General features: G+C 73.4%; 19 protein-coding genes. 6 read left to right on the forward strand and 13 right to left on the reverse strand.

The features are described from left to right. Positions 1–8 precede the first annotated feature (8 nt). The 6 genes from O7603_RS14590 to O7603_RS14615 all read right to left on the reverse strand — a co-directional run bounded on the left by O7603_RS14590 (position 9) and on the right by O7603_RS14615 (position 5,121). On the reverse strand, positions 9–320 hold the full coding sequence (locus O7603_RS14590) for a hypothetical protein (RefSeq protein WP_281576244.1): 312 nt from the start codon (positions 318–320) through the stop codon (positions 9–11). 110 nt (positions 321–430) lie between these two features. Further along, positions 431–1,300 (reverse strand): trypsin-like peptidase domain-containing protein, encoded by an 870-nt coding sequence (locus O7603_RS14595; protein ID WP_281576245.1) that lies wholly within the window; start codon positions 1,298–1,300, stop codon positions 431–433. A gap of 56 nt (positions 1,301–1,356) precedes the next feature. Then, the gene (locus O7603_RS14600) at positions 1,357–2,316 is read right to left on the reverse strand and encodes a VWA domain-containing protein (RefSeq protein ID WP_281576246.1); all 960 of its coding nucleotides are present in this window, start codon (positions 2,314–2,316) and stop codon (positions 1,357–1,359) included. Then, the gene (locus tag O7603_RS14605) at positions 2,313–3,332 is read right to left on the reverse strand and encodes a DUF58 domain-containing protein (RefSeq protein ID WP_281576247.1); all 1,020 of its coding nucleotides are present in this window, start codon (positions 3,330–3,332) and stop codon (positions 2,313–2,315) included. Before O7603_RS14605 ends, O7603_RS14600 begins: the two co-directional genes overlap by 4 nt. After that, the gene (locus O7603_RS14610; protein ID WP_281576248.1) at positions 3,329–4,375 is read right to left on the reverse strand and encodes a MoxR family ATPase; all 1,047 of its coding nucleotides are present in this window, start codon (positions 4,373–4,375) and stop codon (positions 3,329–3,331) included. The genes O7603_RS14605 and O7603_RS14610 overlap by 4 nt, the downstream gene beginning before the upstream one ends. Before the next feature lie 242 nt (positions 4,376–4,617). Continuing rightward, complete coding sequence (locus tag O7603_RS14615; protein WP_281576249.1) at positions 4,618–5,121, reverse strand: hypothetical protein; 504 nt, start codon at positions 5,119–5,121, stop codon at positions 4,618–4,620. 366 nt (positions 5,122–5,487) lie between these two features. Between O7603_RS14615 and O7603_RS14620 the strand changes: the two genes are divergently transcribed. After that, a complete protein-coding gene (locus O7603_RS14620) occupies positions 5,488–6,483 on the forward strand; it encodes an endonuclease/exonuclease/phosphatase family protein (protein WP_281576250.1) in 996 nt (331 codons plus the stop codon). A gap of 22 nt (positions 6,484–6,505) precedes the next feature. Here O7603_RS14620 and cimA read toward each other — a convergent pair whose 3' ends face one another. Next, positions 6,506–8,089: a citramalate synthase gene (gene cimA, locus O7603_RS14625; RefSeq protein ID WP_281576251.1), complete on the reverse strand. Its 1,584-nt coding sequence runs from the start codon at positions 8,087–8,089 to the stop codon at positions 6,506–6,508. A gap of 359 nt (positions 8,090–8,448) precedes the next feature. Between cimA and O7603_RS14630 the strand changes: the two genes are divergently transcribed. Both O7603_RS14630 and O7603_RS14635 read left to right on the forward strand, forming a co-directional pair. After that, positions 8,449–8,907 (forward strand): PRC-barrel domain-containing protein, encoded by a 459-nt coding sequence (locus O7603_RS14630; RefSeq protein ID WP_281576252.1) that lies wholly within the window; start codon positions 8,449–8,451, stop codon positions 8,905–8,907. A gap of 60 nt (positions 8,908–8,967) precedes the next feature. After that, entirely contained in the window at positions 8,968–9,708 is a 741-nt protein-coding gene (locus O7603_RS14635; RefSeq protein WP_281576253.1) for a tyrosine-protein phosphatase, read from the forward strand. 153 nt (positions 9,709–9,861) lie between these two features. Here O7603_RS14635 and O7603_RS14640 read toward each other — a convergent pair whose 3' ends face one another. Then, positions 9,862–10,959: a branched-chain amino acid aminotransferase gene (locus O7603_RS14640; RefSeq protein ID WP_281576254.1), complete on the reverse strand. Its 1,098-nt coding sequence runs from the start codon at positions 10,957–10,959 to the stop codon at positions 9,862–9,864. 278 nt (positions 10,960–11,237) lie between these two features. Next, positions 11,238–12,269 carry a 3-isopropylmalate dehydrogenase gene (locus O7603_RS14645; protein ID WP_281576255.1) on the reverse strand — a complete coding sequence of 344 codons (1,032 nt, stop codon included), beginning with the start codon at positions 12,267–12,269 and terminating at the stop codon, positions 11,238–11,240. Positions 12,270–12,488: 219 nt separating this feature from the next. On the opposite strand from O7603_RS14645, the gene O7603_RS14650 reads away from it, so the two are divergent. After that, positions 12,489–13,334, forward strand: a complete 846-nt coding sequence (locus tag O7603_RS14650; protein WP_281576256.1) for an FAD:protein FMN transferase — start codon at positions 12,489–12,491, stop codon at positions 13,332–13,334. Between the two features lie 317 nt (positions 13,335–13,651). Next, entirely contained in the window at positions 13,652–14,008 is a 357-nt protein-coding gene (locus O7603_RS14655; RefSeq protein ID WP_281576257.1) for a hypothetical protein, read from the forward strand. Between the two features lie 77 nt (positions 14,009–14,085). On the opposite strand, the gene serA is transcribed toward O7603_RS14655, so the two are convergent. Continuing rightward, complete coding sequence (serA, locus tag O7603_RS14660) at positions 14,086–15,684, reverse strand: phosphoglycerate dehydrogenase (protein ID WP_281576258.1); 1,599 nt, start codon at positions 15,682–15,684, stop codon at positions 14,086–14,088. Between the two features lie 250 nt (positions 15,685–15,934). On the opposite strand from serA, the gene O7603_RS14665 reads away from it, so the two are divergent. Further along, a complete protein-coding gene (locus O7603_RS14665; RefSeq protein WP_281576259.1) occupies positions 15,935–17,338 on the forward strand; it encodes a hypothetical protein in 1,404 nt (467 codons plus the stop codon). 107 nt (positions 17,339–17,445) lie between these two features. On the opposite strand, the gene ilvC is transcribed toward O7603_RS14665, so the two are convergent. From ilvC to O7603_RS14680, 3 genes are all read right to left on the reverse strand, one after another. After that, positions 17,446–18,459: a ketol-acid reductoisomerase gene (gene ilvC, locus O7603_RS14670; protein WP_281576260.1), complete on the reverse strand. Its 1,014-nt coding sequence runs from the start codon at positions 18,457–18,459 to the stop codon at positions 17,446–17,448. Between the two features lie 94 nt (positions 18,460–18,553). Beyond that, complete coding sequence (gene ilvN / locus O7603_RS14675; RefSeq protein ID WP_281576261.1) at positions 18,554–19,069, reverse strand: acetolactate synthase small subunit; 516 nt, start codon at positions 19,067–19,069, stop codon at positions 18,554–18,556. Next, positions 19,069–20,952 carry an acetolactate synthase large subunit gene (locus tag O7603_RS14680; RefSeq protein ID WP_281576262.1) on the reverse strand — a complete coding sequence of 628 codons (1,884 nt, stop codon included), beginning with the start codon at positions 20,950–20,952 and terminating at the stop codon, positions 19,069–19,071. The genes ilvN and O7603_RS14680 overlap by 1 nt, the downstream gene beginning before the upstream one ends. Positions 20,953–21,030: the final 78 nt, after the last annotated feature.

Here is a 21,030-nt window from a genome sequence, read left to right on the forward strand (position 1 = left end):
CCCCGAGGCTATCGCCCGGCCCGCTCGCTCGGGGACGGGGACGGGCTCGTCACGGACGGGCTCGGCGCCGGTCCGGCCGTCTCGTCGTCGGAGCCGGCTGCGGCGTACGCGACCGCGCCGACCAGGAGCAGGGCGATGACGCCGACCTTCGTGGTGACCGCGCGGATCAGCAGCCAGGCCGTCTTCCGCGCGCCCGGCACGCTCTTCTTGACCGTCTGATAGTCGGCCCAGCCGCGCCGCGCGCGCGTGTAGGCCGATCCCACACCCAACCCGATGAGCAGGCCCACCACCAGGAGGACCGCGATGAGAGGACGCTCCACCCACGCCAGTATCCATACTGAGCGTAATATTTCCATGGCCCGATGCTCCCGGGCCGGATATCCGACAGTGAAAGCCTTCCCACGCGGCGCAGAACGCCGGTACCCGCAGCTCAGCCGCCCTTGCCGATGATCGTGTCGGCGGTCTGCTGCACCTGGTCGATCGGGATGGCGAAGCCGATGCCGATCGAGCCGTTGCCGTCGATGGTGGCGATCGCGGTGTTCACCCCGACCACCTCACCTCGGGCGTTGACCAGTGGGCCGCCGGAGTTGCCCGGGTTGATGGACGCGTCGGTTTGCACCGCCGTGTGCCGGTTCGCGCCCAGCCGCACCTGCCGGTTCAACGCGCTGACGATCCCGGCCGTGACGGTGCCGGCGAGGCCGAGGGGCGACCCGACCGCCAGCACCGGCTCGCCGACCCGGGTGGACCCCGGCTTCGCCAGCGGCAACGGCGCCAACCCCGCGTTCGACGGCACCTTGAGCACCGCCAGGTCGCTGCGCGCCTCCCGGCCGACCACCTCCGCGGTGTACCGCCGGCCGTCCGGCAGCTCGACGGTGACCGACCCGCCGCCGCCCTTGGCCAGGATGTGGTCGTTCGTGATGATGTGCTGCTGGTCGTCCACGGCGAAGCCGGACCCGGTGGCCGTCGCCGCGCCGGACCCGCCGCCGCCGACCATCACGGACACCACGCCGGGCACCGTCCGCTCGGCCGCCGTGACCAGCTCCGCCGGCACGGGTGCCGCCGACGCCGCCGCCGGGCCGGGTGCGCCGTCGCGGCTCGCCACCCAGCCGCCGGCCGCCGCGCCGGAGGCCGTGGAGAGGGCCACCACCGCCAGTGCGGCGAGCGCCCGGCGCCGCCAGCGCCGGCCACCCGCGTCGCGCCCCGAGCCGGGCCCGTCCCAGCGTCCCCGCCCGTCCGGGTCCAGCTCCGGGGAGACGAACCAGGGACCGCGCGGCTCACCCAGTCCGGTCTGCACTGCCATGCGTACTCCTCACGTCGGTGTCTGGGCGGGTGGCCGGGTGCGGCCCGGCCGGCGGGTCAGGGCAGGCGGGAGAACCAACGCATAGAGCCGGCCGCCGCGCCCATCGCGAACACCAGCCCGAGACCGATGAACCGGGCGGAGACGTCCTGCCGTTCCGTGCGGTAGCCGACCGAGGTGCCGATGTCGTCGTAGACCGCGCGCAGCTCGTCGGTGGTGCTGGCCGCGTGGAACATGCCGCCGGTCTCGTCGGCGACGGCCTGGAGCGTCTGTCCGTCCACCGGCACCTGGATCGGCCGGCCGCCCCGGTCCACGAAGCCGCCGGGCGTGCCGAAGGAGATGGTGTGCACCGGCACCTTGGCGGCGACCGCCGCCCCGGCGGCCTCCATCGGGTCCAGGCCCGAGGTGTTCGCCCCGTCGGAGAGCAGCACGATCCGGGCCGGCGGTGGCTGTTTCGCGGCCTGGCTGTCCAGGCCCTTCACCGCGCCGAGCGACGTGTTGATCGCCTCTCCGATGGCGGTGCCCTGCACGCCGGTGATCCCCTCGGCGAGCCGGTCGATCCCCTCGTGCAGTGACTCCCGGTCCGTGCCGGGCGGCACGAGCACCGCCGCGCTGCCGGCGAACGCGACCAGCCCGACGTTGAACTCGTCCGGCAGCCCGTCCACGAATCGCCGAGCCGCGCCCTTGGCCGCGGCGAGCCGGTCCGGCTCCACGTCGGTGGCGAGCATCGAGGTGGAGACGTCCACCGCCACCATCACGGTGGCCCGCTCCCGGGGCACCCGCACCTCGGCGGTCGGCCGGGCGAACCCGACCACCAGCAGCGCGAGCATGGCGAGGAAGAGTCCGGCGGGCACGTGCCGGCGCCACGCCGGACGGTCCGGCGCGATCCGGTCGAGCAGCCGCAGGTTGGTGAAACGGACGGCGTACCGGCTGCGCCGTCGCTGCATCAGCAGGTAGGCCCCGGCCAGGACGAGCACTCCGAGCAACAGCCAGAGCCGGGCCGGTGACAGCCAGGTCATGCGGCACCTCCTCGGGCCGCGCGGCCGGGAGCCGCGGCCAGCCGGCGCTGGTCCTGCACGTGCCGCACGATGTCGGCGCACCAGTCCCGGTCGGTGCGCAGCGGGAGGTGGGTCGCCCCGCTGCGGCGCAGTGCCTGGCGCACCTGGTCGCGCTGGGCCGCCGCCGCGGCGGCGTACCGGTCCCGCAGCCGGCGGTCCGAGGTGGACACCTCGCGGCGGCGCCCGGTCTCCGGGTCGACGAGCGTGACCAGGCCGACGTCGGGCAGTTCCAGCTCGCGCGGGTCGGTCACCTCCACCGCCAGCACCTGGTGCCGGACGGCCAGCCGGCGCAGGGCCCGCTCCCAGGGCGGCGGGTCGTCGGGGTCGTCGGGCAGGCCGTCGAGGAAGTCGGAGACCACCACGGCGAGGCCGCGCCGGGTCGCCACGCGGTGCAGGGCCTCGAGCCCGTCGGCCAGGTCCGGCGGCGCGGGTGCGCCGCCCGCCGGGTCGTACGCGCCGCTGCGCGGGGCGGCCAGCAGGGCTCGGAGCAGGCCCAGCAGATGGGTACGCCCGCTGCGGGCCGGGAACCGGCGCAGCCCCGCCGGCGCGAGCAGTTGTGCGCCGAGCCGGTTGCCGACTCCCGCGGTGAGGAAGCCGACCGCGGCGACCGCGGCCACGGACAGCTCCCGCTTGTCCAGCTCGGCGGTGCCGAACTCCATGCTCGGACTGGCGTCCACCAGCAGCCAGGTGGTCAGCTCCCGGTCGGCGTCGACCTCACGGACGTGCGGTACGGCGGTCCGCGCGGTGACCGCCCAGTCCATCCGGCGCACCTCGTCCTCGCCCGGCCGGTACTCGCGGCTACCGGCGGGCTCGCTGCCCGGCCCGGGAAGCAGGCCGCGGTGTTGCCCGTGCAGCAGGCCGTCGAGCCGCCGGGTGACGGTCAGTTCCAGCCGGCGCAGCCGCTGGTCGGGAGCGAGTTCGGCGAGGCCCGGATCCGCCGGGACGGCGGCGGGGGTGCTGCTGCCCCAGCGCCTCATGCCGCCGCCAGGTCCGCAGCCGGTTCCGGCTGGGTGGCGAGCCGGGGTGGGGGTACCGCGTCGACCAGCCGGCGCACCACCGAGTCGGCGGTGACGCCGTCGGCGATCGCGTCGAAGGAGAGCACCAGCCGGTGTGCCAGGACGTCCGGGGCCAACTCCCGGATGTCCTCCGGCAGCGCGTACTCCCGGCCGCGCAGCAGGGCCTGGGCCCGGGCCGCGGCGACCAGGCCGAGGGTGGCCCGCGGGCTGGCCCCGTACGCCAGCAGCGGCTCGATGTCGGGCAGGCCGAACCGCCCCGGGTCCCGGGTGGCCAGGACGAGCCGAACCACGTACTCGGCCAGCGCATGGTGGACGAAGACGCGTTCGGCCCGGCCCTGCAGGTGCCGCAGCCGGTCCGGGTCGAGCACCTGGTGGGGCGTGGGCCGGTCGGTGCTCATGCGGTAGAGGATCGCCAGCTCGTCCGCGTCGCTGGGGTAGTCGACGACGACCTTCATGAGGAACCGGTCCCGCTGCGCCTCCGGCAGCTGGTAGACGCCCTCCGACTCGATCGGGTTCTGGGTGGCGAGCACCAGGAACGGTCTGGGCACCGGGAAGGTGCGCCCGCCGATGGAGACCTGCCGCTCGGCCATCGCCTCCAGCAGCGCGGACTGCACCTTGGCCGGGGCCCGGTTGATCTCGTCGGCGAGCACGAGGTTGGCCATCACCGGCCCCAGCTCGATGTCGAACGTCTCCTGCGACGCCCGGTAGATCCGGGTGCCGACGATGTCGGAGGGGACGAGGTCGGGGGTGAACTGGATCCGCGAGAAGGTGCCGCCCACCACGGTGGCGAGGGTCTGTGCGGCGAGGGTCTTCGCCACGCCGGGCACTCCTTCGAGGAGGCAGTGCCCGTCGGCGAGGAGGGCGGTGAGCAGGCGCTCGACGAGCCGATCCTGCCCGACGATCACGCGTCTGACCTCGAAGAGGGTCTGTTCCAGCTCGGCGGGTGTCGGTTCGGCTTCGACCGGGCTGGGCACGCTGGCCAGGGTGTCCGAGATGTCCGTCACGGTGCTTGCTTCCCGGGCCGACGGTCGGCAAACGTCGGATTATCAGCGTCGGAGTGGCGGTTTCACTCCCGGATCGGGACAACCCGCCCGACCGGGGGACGGACAGCCCGAGACGGTAGGAGAGACGCGGCCGGCGCAGACGGGGCGCCGGTGGGACGTCCGGGGCGGTTTCGAGGCCGGGTGGCGTCGGCCGGACATGAAGTCGGCCCCCGCGTCACGCGCGGGGGCCGACTCCGGTGCGGTCAGGAGGTGTGGACGACCAGGTGGAACGGCAGGTCGGCCGCGACGCCCGCGGAGTTGCGGGTCTGCACGAAGACCCCGTTGGGTGTGAGAAGCCGCGGCGCCACGGCGACCTCGCCGCCCGCCGGGATGCAGCACGAGTCCGGCCGGCCGATGGTGGCCACGTAGACGGCGCCCGTGACGACGTAGCCGTACTGGACCTCGTACTGGCCCACGCCGTACTTGATGACGGTGCCGGCGCCACGGGCCTTGGTGCCGTTGGCGTTGACGACCGTGATGCTGGTGCTGGCGGCGAGCGTGCTCACGCCGGACTTGAGCGCGGCACGCGAGAGGCGGGCCGACTCGGCCGACACCGGCGGCTGGCCGCCGTTGGCACGCGCGGCCGGCTGGACGGCGTCGGGCGCCTTCGCCGCCGGCTGGGCGACGGCGATCCCGCCCCCGGCCAGGGTGAGCCCCAGGACGGCGAACGTGATCGCGGCCGCCTTGCGTCGGAAGGAAGTGGTCATGGTGGTCCCCCTTGTGTGACCGTGCGAATTCGGCCGACCCGCGGGGCGGGACGGATGACTGCCCATTTGTGAATATGCCGGGTGGCTCCACGGTGAATCGCCGGGGAAATTGCTTGACCGCACCGTCGATGTTGTTTCTCAGGACGATCTGGACACCTGCTGAGCAGCGATTACTACTCAGAGTCGCGGAGCGCCGACCACGAGGAAGGTAGCACCGAAAAAAGCTGGGCGTCAATAGCGGATGGGTGCTGTTTGGACTGTCCGCAACCCGCCAGAAATTGTGAAAAGTGAAAGCTCGACCATTCATGAAAATGGCGGTGCCGGGCGGGGGCCCGGGGTGCCGGCGAACCGGGATAGGTTGCTCGCATGATCGTCGACCTTCCGGAGCGGACGACCGGGAGCCGGGTACGGCGGACGGTGGACGCACTCTGCTGGCTGGCGGTGGCGCCAGGGGCCGTCTGGGCCGCGCTCCGGCTGGCCGGGGTGGACCGGGGACCGCTGGTGCAGGCGCTCGCCTTCACCCCGTACGTTGCGGCTTGGAGCGCGCTGCCGCTGGTGCTCGCCCTCGCCCTGCGGCGCCGGTGGCCGGCGGTGCTCGCGGCGGTCACGGCGGTCGCCCTGGTCGGCGTGGTGGCGCCGCGGGCCCTCGACTCCCCGCAGCCGCGGGTGACCGGCCCGACCGTACGGCTGCTCACCGCGAACCTGCTCGCCGGCGCCGCCGACCCGGCCGTGCTGGTCGACCTGGTCCGGCGGCACCACGTCGACGTGCTGGTCGTGCAGGAGTTCACCCCGGGCGCGCTGGCCGACCTCGACCGGCTCGGGCTCGACCAGCTGCTGCCCCACCGGCAGCTCAACCCACTGGTCGGCACCCCCGGATCCGGCCTCTACGCGCGCTTCCCGGTCAGCGAGCCGGGCGTCCGGCAGCACCGCGGCGCGTGGGGCTTCACCCAGGCGTACGCCACGGTCGCCGTCCCCGGCGCGCCCCCGGTCCGCGTCGAGTCGGCGCACCCGGCCGCGCCGTACGCGGTGGACCAGGTCGACTTCTGGCGCGCCGACCTGGCGGCGCAGCCGCCGGCCACCCCGGACGGGCCGCTGCGGATCCTGGCCGGCGACTTCAACGCCACCCTGGACCACTCACCGCTGCGGGCCCTGCTGCGCACCGGCTACGTCGACGCGGCCGACGCCACCGGGCAGGGGCTGGTCGGCACCTGGGGCCCGTACGACGGCGATCCGATCCCTCCGGTCACGATCGACCACGTCCTGGTCGACCGCCGGATCGCCGCCCAGGAGGTCGAGGTCCTGCACCTGCCCGGCACCGACCACCGTCCCGTCCTGGCCACCCTCCGCCTTCCCGCCCCCTGACCCTTCCGCCCTCGCGAGCGGGTCAGACCTTGGCGCGGGCCAGGCCGTAGGTGAGGGCGTCGACGAGGGCGTGCCAGCTCGCCTCGACCACGTTGTGGTGCACGCCCACGGTGGTCCAGTCCCGGCCGGCGCCGTCGGCCGTCTCGACCAGCACGCGGGTGACCGCGCCGGTGCCGTGGCTGCCCTCCAGGATGCGCACCTTGTAGTCGGCCAGCTCGAAGTCGCGCAGCTCGGGGTAGTGCCGGGCCAGCCCGACCCGCAGCGCCTCGTCCAGGGCGTTGATCGGGCCGTTCCCCTCGGCGGTGGCGATCACCCGCTCGCCGCGTACCCGGATCTTGACGGTCGCCTCGGAGACGACCGCGCCGTCCTCCCGGTGTTCGACCAGCACGCGGTACGACTCGAGCGCGAACGGCCGCGCCGGGGCGCCCTCCGGCAGCTCGGAGCGGACCAGCAGCTCGAACGAGGCGTCCGCGGCCTCGAACGACCAGCCGCCGGCCTCCAGCTCCTTCACCCGCCGGGTCACCCGGGACAGGGTGTCCGGATGGCCGGCCAGGTCCAGCCCGAGCTCGCGGCTCTTGAGCTCGACGCTGGCCCGGCCGGCCATCTCGGTCACCAGGATCCGCATGTCGTTGCCCACCACCGACGGTTCCACGTGGTTGTAGAGCAACGGGTCGACCTTGATCGCGCTCGCGTGCAGCCCTGCCTTGTGGGCGAAGGCGGCTGCCCCGACGTACGCCTGGTGGGTGTCGGGGGCGATGTTGGCGATCTCGGCGATGGCGTGCGAGACCCGCACCATCTGTTCCAGGCAGCCCGCCGGTAGGACGGGCAGCCCGAGCTTGAGTTGGAGGTTGGCGACGACCGCGAAGAGGTCCGCGTTTCCCGGGCGCTCGCCGTAGCCGTTGGCGGTGCCCTGGACGTGGCGGACCCCCGCCTCGACCGCGGCGATGGTGTTGGCCACCGCGCAGGCCGTGTCGTTCTGGCAGTGGATCCCGAACCGCTCGGGGGCGACGCCGAGCCGCTCGGTCAGGTCGGCGATGGCCGCGGTGACCTGGGACGGGAGCATGCCGCCGTTGGTGTCGCAGAGCACCATGACCTCCGCGCCGGCGGCGAGTGCGGTCTCCACGACCGCCGCCCCGTACGCCGGGTCGTGCCGGTAGCCGTCGAAGAAGTGCTCGCCGTCGACGAAGACCCGGCGTCCCTCGGCGACCAGGTGCGCCACCGTGTCGTGGATCATCGCGAGGTTCTCCCCCGCGGTCGTGCGCAGCGCCCGCTCGACGTGCCGCAGGTCGGCCTTCGCCACCAGCGCCACCGCCGGGGTCTCCGCGTCGAGCAGGGCGCGCACCTGGGGGTCCTCGGCGACGGCGACGCCGGCCCGGCGGGTGGCCCCGAACGCGACGAGCACCGCGTGCCGCAGGTCGAGTTCCGCGCGCGCCCGCTGGAAGAACTCGGTGTCCTTGGGTACCGCCCCCGGCCAGCCGCCCTCGATGAAACCCACTCCGAACTCGTCGAGCAGCCGGGCCACGGCCAGCTTGTCGACCACCGAGTAGCTGAGCCCCTCGCGCTGCGCGCCGTCGCGCAACGTCGTGTCGTAGACCTGGAACCTCATGGTGTGCCTCTCTCTGCACGAACTGCGGGACGCGGGCGGGCAGCGGCCGGACCAGACCACCGGGAGCAACAAAAAGACCCCCCGCGAATGCGGGAGGTCTGCGCGCTCGGCGGAGAGGAAGCCGGCGCGCTAGTTGCGAATAAGCAGGGCGGTGCTGGTCACGATCACCACTCTGCCACTCGATCGCGGTTTTGGGAGAAACAATCCAGATGTCGGGACGGCGGGCGGAGTTCCGCGACCGATTTCAGCTGCGGGCCGGCTCTTCTGGGTACGGCGGGTGTAGCGATCTCGACAGGGGGTAGGACATGGGGCTGACAGGGCACCAACCCCCGATCAGTCGAAAAGAGGAGTGAAACGCCATGGAGCGGCTCGACCCTCGAACGACCCACGGGACGCCAGATCCGCTCGTCCACGGTGGCCATGGCGCCTTCCCGGGTGACACGCCCGGCGGCACCTTCGATCCGTGGCGCTACCGCGACGACTCCGGCGTGACCGGCGTCGACCTGGTGGGCTACAAGGTGGAGGCGAGCGACGGCAGCATCGGCAAGGTGGACCGGGCCAGCCACGAGGTCAACTCCAGTTACCTCGTGGTCGACATCGGTCCGTGGATCTTCGGCAAGAAGGTCATGATCCCTGCCGGCACCGTCAACCACGTCGACCACGAGGAGCGGAAGGTCTACGTCGACCGGAACAAGGACCAGATCAAGGCCGCGCCCGAGTTCGACGAGACCGCCGACACCGACCCGGCCTACCGGGACAAGCTCGGTGGCTACTACGGCGACACGTACTCGGCCATCCCGCCGGGTACCGCCAGGTGACGGTTGATCCTGTTGGCCGGCCGGTGGGGTTCAGCCCCACCGGCCGGTACCGTGTCAGGGGTGGACGCCACCGAGGTCACCCGGCACATCCCCTTCTCCGCGACGTTCAACTTCCGCGATGTCGGCGGTTACGCCGGCCACGACGGCCGCACCGTGCGCCAGGGCCGGCTCTACCGCTCCGACTCCCTGCACCGGCTGGACGAGACCGACCGCGCGGCCTTCACCGCCCTCGGCGTCCGCACGGTGATCGACCTGCGCCGTCCGTACGAGGTGGAGCGTGACGGCCGCGTTCCCGACTGGGACGGTCTGACCTGGCGGCACATCCACCCCGAGCACGCCGAGTGGGGCGAGCGGCCGTACGAGTCCGGCAGCAGCCTGGCCCGCTACCTCGCCGACCGCTACGCCGACCTCGCGCAGACCGGCACGGCCGGGGTCGCCGAGGCGATCGGACTGATCGCCGACACCACCAACGCACCCGTCGTCGTGCACTGCGTGGCCGGCAAGGACCGCACCGGCATCGTCTGCGCGCTCACCCTCGCAGTGCTGGGCGTGGCCGACGACGAGATCGCCGAGGACTACGCGCTGAGCAGTGTGGCGTCGCAGCGGTTCACCGCCTGGCTCGCCGCCACCAGACCGGAGGGCACCGAACCGCCGGCGCCGTTCCTCGCCTCGCCGCCCGACGCGATGCGGCTCTTCCTCGACGAGTTGCGCGTCGGGCACGGGTCGGTCGAGGGCTACCTGCGCCACGCCGGCGTCACCGACGCCCAGCTCACCGCCCTCCGCGACCACCTGCTGGCGTAGCCCGGTCGGCACCGACCCGGCACGGCCGCCGGCCGAGATCGACCCGATGCGGGTCGCCGGGCGGTCGGGCCGTCGTGCGACACCGACCGCCGGCTGACTCACCGCCGGCGGGGCCCCGCCGCGACGCCGGACGTCGCCGAGGGGCCGCGCGCGTCAGAGGACCCGCTGCACCCAGCCGTGCGGGTCGGGGGCGTCGCCGCGCTGGAGGTCGACCAGCTGCTGGCGCAGCGCCATGGTGACCTGCCCCGGCTCGCCGCCGCCGATGAGGAACTCCCCGTCGGGGAAGCGGACCTCGCCGATCGGGGTGACGACCGCGGCGGTGCCGCAGGCGAAGACCTCGCGCAGCCGCCCGCTGGCCGCGTCCGCCTGCCAGTCGGCGAAGGTGATCGGCCGCTCCTCGATCCGGTGCCCCGCCCCGGCGGCCATGGCGAGCACCGACTCCCGCGTGATGCCGGGCAGGATCGTGCCGGTCAGCGGCGGCGTCACCACGGTGCCGTCGTCGTAGACGAAGAAGACGTTCATGCCGCCCAGCTCGTCGACGAACCGGCGCTCCACCGCGTCCAGGAAGACCACCTGGTCGCAGCCGTGCTCGATCGCCTCAGCCTGGGCGACCAGCGAGGCCGCGTAGTTGCCGCCGCACTTCGCCGCGCCCGTGCCACCGGGGGCGGCCCGCGTGTAGTCCGGCGAGACCCACACCTTCACCGGCTTGACCCCGCCGGCGAAGTACGCCCCGACCGGCGAGGCGATCGCCACGTAGAGATACTCGTTGGCCGGCCGGACCCCGAGGAAGATCTCGCTGGCGAACATGAACGGACGCAGGTAGAGGCTGCCGTCGGCGCCGGTCGGGATCCACTCCCGGTCGATCTCGATGAGCCGGTGCAGCGAGTCGACGAACGCCCCCTCCGGCAGCGCCGGCATCGCCATCCGCCGCGCCGACGCGGCGAACCGGGCGGCGTTGGCCTCGGGGCGGAACATCGTCACGCCGCCGTCGGAGGTGCGGTACGCCTTCAACCCCTCGAAGATCTCCTGCGCGTAGTGCAGCACGGCGGCGGCCGGGTCCATCGGGATCGGCGCACGCGCTTCGACGCGGGCGTCGTACCAGCCCTTGCCGTCCGCGTACCGGATGGTCACCATGTGGTCGGTGAAGACCCGCCCGAATCCGGGGTTGGCCAGCAGGGCGGCCCGGTCCTCGGCGGATACCGGCGCGGGATTCGGACGGATCTCGAAGTCGAGCTTGTCACCACCGCTCATCGCGCTGACCTCCCTGCGGGACAACGGCATGCGGGACCGCACACCGGCTTCACTGGTGCTCAGAAACTTACCCCGAACGTTCGTTCAGCGGGTAGCGCCGCCCGGGCCGTCGAGGGCTCCGATCGGGCGGTGCCGGAGATGGCCCGCGCCGGCCCCGCCCCGTCGCCGGACCGTGCCGGCCGGCACGACGGCCGCACCGTGGGAATCGCGCCGCTGGCGCGGAGCGGACGTCCGTCCGCATCCGCCGGACCGCACGGAACGCCCGGGCAGCGTCGCCGTCAGCCGGCCGCGTAGCCGGCGATGCGGTCGCCCACCTCGGCGGTGCGTACGGGTACGCCCGGCACCCGCTTGGCCAGCTCGGTGCCGACCGCCGCGGTGACCCGGGCCGCCGCCTCGCCGTGCCCGAGCTGGTCGAGCAGGAGCGCGGCGGAGAGCACGGCGGCGACCGGGTCGGCCACCCCCTGCCCGGCGATGTCCGGCGCGGAGCCGTGCACCGGCTCGAACATCGAGGGGTAGGTGCCCTCCGGGTTGATGCTGCCACTGGCCGCCAGCCCGATGCCGCCGGTGACCGCGGCGGCGATGTCGGTGAGGATGTCACCGAAGAGATTGTCGGTGACCACCACGTCGTAGCGCTGGGGCTGGGTGACCAGGAACATCGCCGCGGCGTCGACGTGCTGGTACTCCGTGGTCACGTCGGGGTGCTCGGCGGCGACCGCCTCGAAGGTGCGCGACCAGAGCGACCCGGCGTGGGTGAGCACGTTGGTCTTGTGCACGAGGGTCACCTTGCGCCGCTCCCGGCGACGCGCGCGGGCGAACGCGTCCCGGATGACCCGCTCCACCCCGTGGCGGGTGTTGAGGCTCTCCTCCGTGGCGATCTCGGCGGGCGTGTCCCGGTGCAGCGAGCCGCCGGCCCCCGCGTAGAGCCCCTCGGTGCCCTCCCGCACGACCACCAGGTCGACCTCGCCCGGCTTCACGCTGCCGAGCGGGCCGGTCGTGCCGGGCCAGAGCCGCGACGGGCGGAGGTTCACGTACTGGTCGAAGGCGAAGCGGAGCTTGAGCAGCAGGCCGCGCTCCAGCACGCCGGGCGGGACGGTCGGGTCGCCGACCGCGCCGAGCAGGATCGCGTCGTGCCCGGCCAGCTCGCTCAGCACGGAGTCCGGCAGCACCTCGCCGGTCCGGTGCCAGCGCGCGGCGCCGAGGTCGTAGTCGGTGGCCTGCACGCCGGGAAGCACCGCGTCGAGGACCTTGCGGGCCTGCGCGACCACCTCGGGACCGATCCCGTCCCCGGCCACCACCGCGATCCGTGCCACGCCCGTACTCCTCTGCTCGCCGTCCGCACCACGGTACGCCGCCGTCCCGTCCCCCGGTACGCTACGTCCAGATTATGAGATGCGGCGATGCACAGGACCCTCCCAGGTGAGATTCATGGAGCAGTCATCTTCGCTGCCTAGCCTGGGGGCGAGCGGGTCACGGGGCCCGCGCCGGCGGCTGCGACGGGGCGGCTGCCCGTCGCGAGGGGGCGATCGCAAGTGCGCATCGACGAGCAGCCGCGGACCCGTTGGCCCGATCTGTCCGGTTTCCGGCATCGCCGGCCCGACCTCCGGCTCGGCAGCCGTCTCCAGCGGATCGAGCGGCCCGGCGCGGTGCCCGGGGACCGGATCACCGTGCAGCACACCGTAGCCACCGCGACGGCCGAATACACGCTGCTGCTGAACGCGCCCGGCTGGCTGGGCCGGCGCGCGGTCGGCGAGGCACTACGGGACGCGGTCGCCGAACTGCGCGCCATCGACCTCACCTACGGCCCGACCCGCCCGGAGAGCCTGGTGTCCCGACTGCGCCGGGACGAGATCAGCCCGGAGTCGTACCCCCCGCTGGCCGACCTGGTGGACCGCTGCGCCGCCATGCGCGCGGCCACCGACGGCTGGTTCGACGCCTGGGCGGTGCCCGGCGGCTTCGACCCCGGTGGCCTGCTCGGCGGCTGGGCCGTGGAGCGCGCCGCCGCCCGGCTGCGCGCCAACGGCGTGCACGACTACGCCCTGGTCACGGGCGCCGACCTGGTGGTACGCGGCCACGCACCGCACGGCGGCCCGTGGCGGGTGGCCGTGCACCACCCCACCGACCAGGACCGGCCGCCCCTGGTGCTGGAGATGACCGAAGGCGCGGTCGGCACGTCCGGGGTCAGCGGACGGCAGGGGCATGTGATCGACCCGCACACCGGGGAGCCGGCGGACCAGTTGGTCGCCGCGACCGTGGTGGGCCCGGACCTCGCGGTGGCCGACGCCTACGCCACCGCGCTCTACGCCGCCGGCCCGGCCGGCCTGTCCTGGTTCCGCGACGGCTCCGAATACCGGGCGCTTTTCGCCCACCGCCGCTGAGCGGCAACCCGACCGGGGGCCGGCGATCGGCCCCCACGCCCGCGGCAACGGCCGTGGGGGCCGGTCAGCGACGAGTGCGCGTGGCTCGCGCAATCGAGGGGTGCGGACCGGTCGGGTCAGGGCGTCGACCTCGCCACCCGAAGACGGGCCGACGTCACGTACTCGGCCGGTGACCGCACGGGTACGCTAGCGAATCGACGCAACTCGACGCAAGAGTCTCCACAGCGGACTGTCCCGGCGAGAGGCTGTCAACTCGGCGGCTGGCCAGCGGCGGGGCAGTTTCGACATGGTGAACGTTGAATGGCACGCTGTGCGCCGTGAGTTTCGATCTCAGCGTGTGGGCCCTGGCCGACGGCGCGACGCCCGAGGACGTGCGGGCAGCGGTGCAGCGGTGCCGTCAGGGGCAGCACCATGACCGCCACCCCGACCCGCGTGTCGTCCGGTTCTACCGGGCCATCACCGCCGTCTACCCCGACCGGCATCCCGGCCCGGACAGCCCGTGGGCGGTCGCGCCGCTGCACGCGGCCAACGACCACATCGAGCTGAACCTGCATCCGACCTGCGAGGACCAGGTGCTGCTCGACATCGAGCGGCTCGCGGGCGAGAACGGGCTGATGCTCTTCGACGCCCAGGACGGCTCGGTCTACCCACCGCCGGCCCGGCTGCCCGGCTGACCCGGGCCCGGCAACCGGCCCCGGCACGAGGAAGGGGCCCGGCGGATCGCCGGGCCCCCCGTCGTGCTGCCGTCAGCTCACTCGTCGCGCAGGTCCGCGGCGCTGGCCGCGGTCGCGCCGATCGAGTCGGCGGCGGAGGTGAGCAGGTCCGCGCCGAGCGCCTGGTCGACGGTGAGCGTCATCAGCGTCTCACCGCCGGCCTCCCGGCGAGCCACCTGCATCGCCGCGATGTTGATGCCCGCCTCGCCGAGCAGGGTCCCGACGGTGCCGACCACGCCGGGCCGGTCGACGTAGCGGAGGAAGAGCAGGATGCCCTCCGCGCCGATCTCGACGTCGAACCCGTCGACCTCGGTCAGCTTGATGACGTCGCGGACTCCGCTGCTGGTCACCGTGCCCGAGACGCGGACCGTACGGCCGTCCGGCAGGGCGCCGCGGACGGTGACCAGGGTCGGCTGGTCGACCGTGTCGGCCAGGGTGGCCAGGGTGACCTCGACACCGCGCTCCGCCGCCAGGTGCGGCGCGTTGACGTAGGTGACCTGCTCCTCGACCACCGAGCTGAACAGGCCCTTGGTGGCGGCGAGCTTGAGCACCGCCACGTCGTGGCTGACGATCTCGCCCCGCACCTCGACGGTCACGCTCGCGGCGACCCCGCCGGCCACCGCGGTGAAGGCCCGGCCGAGCTTCTCGGCCAGCGGAAGCAGCGGTCGCACGTCCTCGGCGACCACGCCGCCGGCCTGCACGTTCACCGCGTCCGGCACGAACTCGCCCTGCAGCGCGAGCTTCACGCTCTTGGCCACCGCCAGGCCGGCCTTGTCCTGCGCCTCGTTGGTGGAGGCACCCAGGTGCGGGGTGGCCACCACGTTGTCGAAGGCGAACAGCGGCGAGGAGGTGCACGGCTCCTTGGCGTAGACGTCCACGCCCGCCCCGGCCACCCGGCCCTCGGCGATCGCGTCGGCCAGGGCCTGCTCGTCCACCAGCCCGCCGCGCGCCGCGTTGACGATCCGGACGCCCGGCTTGACGACGGCCAACTCCTTCTCGCCGATCAGGCCGACGGTCTCCGGAGTCTTCGGCAGGTGGATGGAGATGAAGTCGGCTTCCCGCAGCAGCTCCTCCAGACCGACCAGGCGGACACCGAGCTGGGCCGCGCGGGCCGGCTGGATGTACGGGTCGTACGCGATGAGCCGAGTGCCGAACGCCGCGATCCGCTGGGCGAAGAGCACGCCGATGCGGCCGAGGCCGACCACGCCGACCGTCTTGCCCTGGATCTCCACGCCGGTGTACTTGGACCGCTTCCACTCCCCCGCCTTCAGCGCGGCGCTGGCGCTCGCGGTGTTGCGGGCGACGGCGAGCAGCAGCGCGACGGCCTGCTCGGCGGCGGAGACGATGTTGGACGTGGGGGCGTTGACGACCATGACGCCGCGTGCGGTGGCGGCCGGCACCTCGACGTTGTCCAGACCCACGCCGGCGCGGGCGACCACCCTGAGCCGCGGCGCCGCGGCGATGGCCTCGGCGTCGATCTGGGTGGCACTGCGCACGATGACGGCGTCGGCCTCGGCCAGCGCGGAGAGCAGGGCCGGGCGGTCGGTGCCGTCGACGTGCCGGACGTCGAAGTCGTGCGCGAGCACCTCGATGGCGGCGGGAGCGAGTTCTTCGGCGATCAGTACGACAGGATTCATCGGTCCTCGTAGCTGTAGTCAGAGCGGTCGGCCGGGCTGTCGGACGCCGCACTGCGCCCTGCGCCGAACCGGGTCATGGCCGTCAGGTGCCGGCTACGCACCTATCGCGATCGTAGGGGGCGGCTTGCCCGACGTGTTCCGGACTGTGGGGTGAGGGCCCTCACACCGCGTCGGCCCCCGGCCATCGTCCGTTCACCGTTGCGTCGCCGGGCTACAACGGGAGGCAGCATCCCCCGGGGAGGAGCAGCTCGTGCCGCTCGCCGTCCGTGTCGCTCTGCTCCGCCGCCTGGCGCGGCGCGATCTCTCCCGGTTCGGGCCACCGCTGGCCGAGGCGTTGGTCACGCGGTCCCGCCAGGTGAGCGTCCGCTCGGAGTTCGTGGCCCGGCGGACGGCGTCCGCCGAGGAGGCGGTGGCGCTCTACCGCCGGCTCGAACAGGAGCGGCCCGGGCGGTTCCGGGTCGGCCTGGCACGGGCCCTGGTCGCCCGCAGCTGGGTCCCCGACGACGAGACGGTGGGCGCCGCCCTCGAACGCGGCCGCGAGGCGATCGGCCACGTACGGGACGCCACCGACCGTCCGGCGCTGGTCGCCCTGGCCGAGGCGCGGCTGTTGGTCGCCTCGCTCACCACCCACAGCGCGACCCGGGAGGCGCTGCCGCTGGCCGACGCCGCCCGGGCGGCCTGGCGTCGCTGCGAGCCACTGGACCTCCGCGAACGGATGAGCCTGGTCCGGACGCTGCTGGTCATCGGCGACTGCCGGGCGAGGCTGGACCGGCAGGCGGAGGCGCTGGCCGTACGCCAGGACGCGCTCGACCGCTACCGGGCGCTCTCCTTCCGCCGGCGGGCGCGCTGGGCGCCGACCGGCTGGCTCGCCATGGTGGGGCTCGCCGACTCAATGGCCGCGCTCGGACGGCACACCGATGCCGTCGCCCTGGCCGACGAGGCCCGGTCCGACCTCGACTTCGTCGTCCGCCTGCTGCCCCGGCGCGCCCACGCGCTGCTGGGACAGCTGCTCCAGATCGTGGCGCAGAGCCGGGAGGCGCTCGGCGAGACCGAGGAGGCGCGCCGGGCGGCGGAGGAGGCGGTCGGACACCAACGGTGGCTGGTCACCGCGCACCCCGGCCGGTACGAGGCCGATCTCGCCGTAGCGCTGCGGACGCTGGCGGTCCGGTCGGTGCGGGCGGGCGATCCGGACGACGCTCTCGCACCGCTACGGGAGGCGGTGGAACTCGCGAGGGACGTCGACGACGACGCGCTGGTCCCGGCCCTGCTCGACCTGAGTGACCTGCGGTACGCCGCCGGTGAGCGCGCCGAGGCGGAGTCGCTGCTGGCCGAGGCGGTCGCCCGCAGCCGGGTGAACGTCGACGACCTGCCGGAGGTGTGGCGCCCACGACTGGCCCGCGCCCTGCGCTCCCGCTGTGAACGGGAGCCGGCCGACGGGTCACCGACGGCGGAGCGGTGGGCGGCGGCAGTGGCGGCCGGCCGGGAGGCCGTGGAGCTGCACCGGAAGCTGGCCGGGGCGGACGGGCGGTACCGGGCGGAGCTGGCCAGCACACTGGCCGTGCTGGCGCGGGCGGTCGACCGGGCCGGGAACCCCGACGAGGCGGATGACCTGCGCCGCGAGTGCGAGACGATCCGTCGCGAACTCGACGGGTAGCGCGGCCTCCGATCCTGGCGGCGAACGCCCATCGCGGGGCACTCTCCCCTGAGGACCGGCGGCCCTCCGCGACCGCCGGGCGGGCCGGCGGTCGCGGACCGGAACCGTCAGGCGGTCTCGGTGATCGGGCGGTCGACCCAGCTCATCATGCCGCGCAGCTTCCGGCCGGTCTCCTCGATCGGATGCGCCGCACCCTCGGCCCGCCACTTGGCGAAGTTCGGCCGACCCGCGTCGTCCTCGGCGATCCACTCGCGGGCGAACTCGCCGGACTGGATCTCGCCGAGGATCTTGCGCATCTCCTCCTTGACGCGGGCGTCGATGACGCGCGGGCCCCGGGAGAGGTCGCCGTACTCGGCGGTGTCCGAGACGCTGTAGCGCATCCGGGCGATGCCGCCCTCGTACATCAGGTCGACGATGAGCTTCAGCTCGTGCAGGCACTCGAAGTAGGCGATCTCCGGCGCGTAGCCGGCCTCGGTGAGCACCTCGAACCCGGTCTGCACCAGCGCCGCCGCGCCACCGCACAGCACCGCCTGCTCGCCGAAGAGGTCGGTCTCGGTCTCCTCGGTGAACGTCGTCTTGATCGCCCCGGCGCGGGTACCGCCGATGCCCTTGGCGTACGACAGGGCCAGCGCGAAGGCGCTGCCGGACGCGTCCTGCTCGACGGCGACCAGGCACGGCACGCCCTTGCCGTCGACGTACTGGCGGCGGACCAGGTGGCCCGGGCCCTTCGGGGCGACCATCGCCACGTCCACCTCGGCCGGCGGATTGATCAGGTCGTAGCGGATGTTGAAGCCGTGGCCGAAGAAGATCGCCTTGCCCGGGGCCAGGTTCGGCGCGATCGCCTCGGTGTAGAGCGTGCGCTGGGCGGTGTCCGGGGCGAGCACCATGATGACGTCGGCCTCCGCCGCCGCCTCGGCCGGCGTCACCACCCGCAGGCCCTGCTCCTCCGCCTTCGGCCGGCTCTTCGAGCCCACCGGCAGGCCGATCACCACGTCGACGCCCGAGTCGCGCAGCGACAGCGCGTGGGCGTGGCCCTGGCTGCCGTAGCCGATGACGGCGACCTTCTTGGCCTGGATCAGGCCCAGGTCGGCGTCGTCGTCGTAGTACACCTCAACGCTCATGAGACTTCCCTTTCGTACGACGGCCGGGACGGCCCGTCGTGGTCTGTGCGGTTGGGTCGCCGGCGCGACCCGTGCGGGCCGCCCGGCAGTCGGGTCAGGCGGCCCGTAGGGCGGGACCGGCGGTGATGGAGCGCGAGCCACGCCCGATCGCCACCAGCCCGGACTGGACCATTTCCTTGATGCCGAAGGGTTCGAGGTCGCGCAGCAACGCGTCCAACTTGTCCGGGGTCCCGGTGGCCTCGATGGTGAGCGTGTCCGGCGCCACGTCGACCACCCGGGCCCGGAACAGGTTCACCGTGTCCAGCACCTGGCTGCGGGCGGACCGGTCGGCACGGACCTTGACCAGGAGCAGCTCCCGGGCCACCGAGACCTGCGCGTCCAACTCGACGATCTTGAGCACGTTGACCAGCTTGTTGAGCTGCTTGGTGACCTGCTCCAGCGGGGACGACTCGGCGTTGACCACGATGGTGATCCGGGAGACGTCCGGGTTCTCGGTCTCGCCGACGGCCAGGCTGTCGATGTTGAAGCCGCGCCGGGAGAAGAGCCCGGAGACCCGAGCCAGGACGCCCGGCTTGTTCTCCACGAGGACGCTCAGCGTGTGCATGGTCATCAGATGTCATCCTCGTCGAAGGCCGGGCGGACGCCGCGGGCGAACATGATCTCGTCGTTGCTGGTGCCGGCGGCGACCATCGGCCACACCATCGCGTCCTTGCCGACCACGAAGTCGATGACCACGGGGGCATCGTTGATCTCCATGGCGGCCGCGATGGTCTTGTCCACGTCCTCGGCGGTCTCGCAGCGCAGCCCGATGCAGCCGAGCGCCTCGGCGAGCTTCACGAAGTCGGGGATGCGGTGCTTGTGGGTGCCGAGGTCGGTGTTGGAGTAGCGCTCCCCGTAGAAGAGCGTCTGCCACTGCCGGACCATCCCGAGGTTGCCGTTGTTGATCACCGCGATCTTGACCGGGATGCCCTCCAGGGCGCAGGTGGCCAGCTCCTGGTTGGTCATCTGGAAGCAGCCGTCACCGTCGACCGCCCAGACCACCGCATCCGGCTTGCCGACCTTGGCGCCCATCGCCGCCGGGACGGCGTAGCCCATGGTGCCGAGGCCACCGGAGTTCAGCCAGGTGTGGGGCTTCTCGTACGAGATGAACTGGGAGGCCCACATCTGGTGCTGGCCGACGCCGGCCACGTAGATCGCGTCCGAGCCGACGATCTCGCCCAGCCGCTTGATCACGTACTGCGGGGAGAGCGTGCCGTCGGCCGGCTCCTCGTACCCCAGCGGGTAGCGCTTGCGCAGGTCGTCGAGCTGGGTCCACCAGTCCCCCAGGTCGGCGACGTGACCGGCCGACCGCTCGGTGGTGACCGCGGCGATCAGCTCGTCGATGACGTGCTGGGCGTCGCCGACGATCGGGACGTCCGCGTGCCGGTTCTTGCCGATCTCCGCGGGGTCGATGTCGGCGTGCACCACCGTCGCGTCCGGGGCGAAGGAGTCCAGCCGGCCGGTGACCCGGTCGTCGAAGCGCGCGCCCAGCGCCACGATCAGGTCCGCCTTCTGCAACCCGTAGACCGCGGCCACCGTGCCGTGCATGCCGGGCATGCCGAGGTGCTGCGGGTGCGAGTCGGGGAACGCGCCCAGCGCCATCAGCGTAGTGACCACCGGGATGCCGGTCAGCTCGGCGAGCCGGCGCAGCCCGTCGGTGGCGCCGGCCTTGAGCACGCCGCCGCCGACGTAGAGCACAGGCCGGCGGGCCGTGGTCATCAGCCGGGCCGCCTCGCGGATCTGCTTGCCGTGCGGGTGCAGGGTCGGCCGGTAGCCGGGCAGGTCCAGGGTCGGCGGCCAGGCGAAGGTGGTCGGCGCCTGCAGCACGTCCTTCGGGATGTCGACGAGCACCGGGCCGGGCCGCCCGGTGCTCGCCAGGTGGAACGCCTCGGCGAGCACCTGGGGGATCTCCTCGGCGCTCTGCACCAGGAAGTTGTGCTTGGTGATCGGCAGGGTGATGCCCTGGATGTCCGCCTCCTGGAAGGCGTCCGTGCCGATCGAGGGCCGGGCCACCTGCCCGGTGATCGCCACCACCGGGACCGAGTCCATGTACGCGTCGGCGATCGGCGTGACGAGGTTCGTCGCACCGGGGCCGGAGGTCGCGATGCAGACACCCACCTTGCCGGTCGCCTGCGCGTAGCCGGTGGCCGCGTGCCCGGCGCCCTGCTCGTGACGGACCAGGATGTGCCGCACGGTGGAGTCGTAGAGCGGGTCGTACGCCGGCAGGATGGCGCCGCCCGGGATGCCGAAGACGACGTCGACACCGAGCGCCTCGAGGGACCGCACGAGCGAGCCGGCCCCGGAGACCTCGGCCGGGGCGGGTGTCCGTACCGCCGGGGCGGCCGGAGTGGCGGCGACCCGGGCGGCCGCGGGCTCGGCGTCGATCGCCGGCGCGGCGGTCGCGCGGGCCCGCCGTGCGGAGTGGGCGAGGGTCTCTGGCGTGGGTCTCGTCATGGCGGTTCAGGCCTTCGGCTGGAGTGGGTGCGGCAGGTGTTGCGGGTGGAACGCGGGCGGGGCCCGCCCCGGGTGGGT

This window comes from Micromonospora sp. WMMD812, from assembly GCF_027497215.1.
In the GTDB taxonomy this organism is placed as follows: Bacteria; Actinomycetota; Actinomycetes; order Mycobacteriales; family Micromonosporaceae; genus Micromonospora.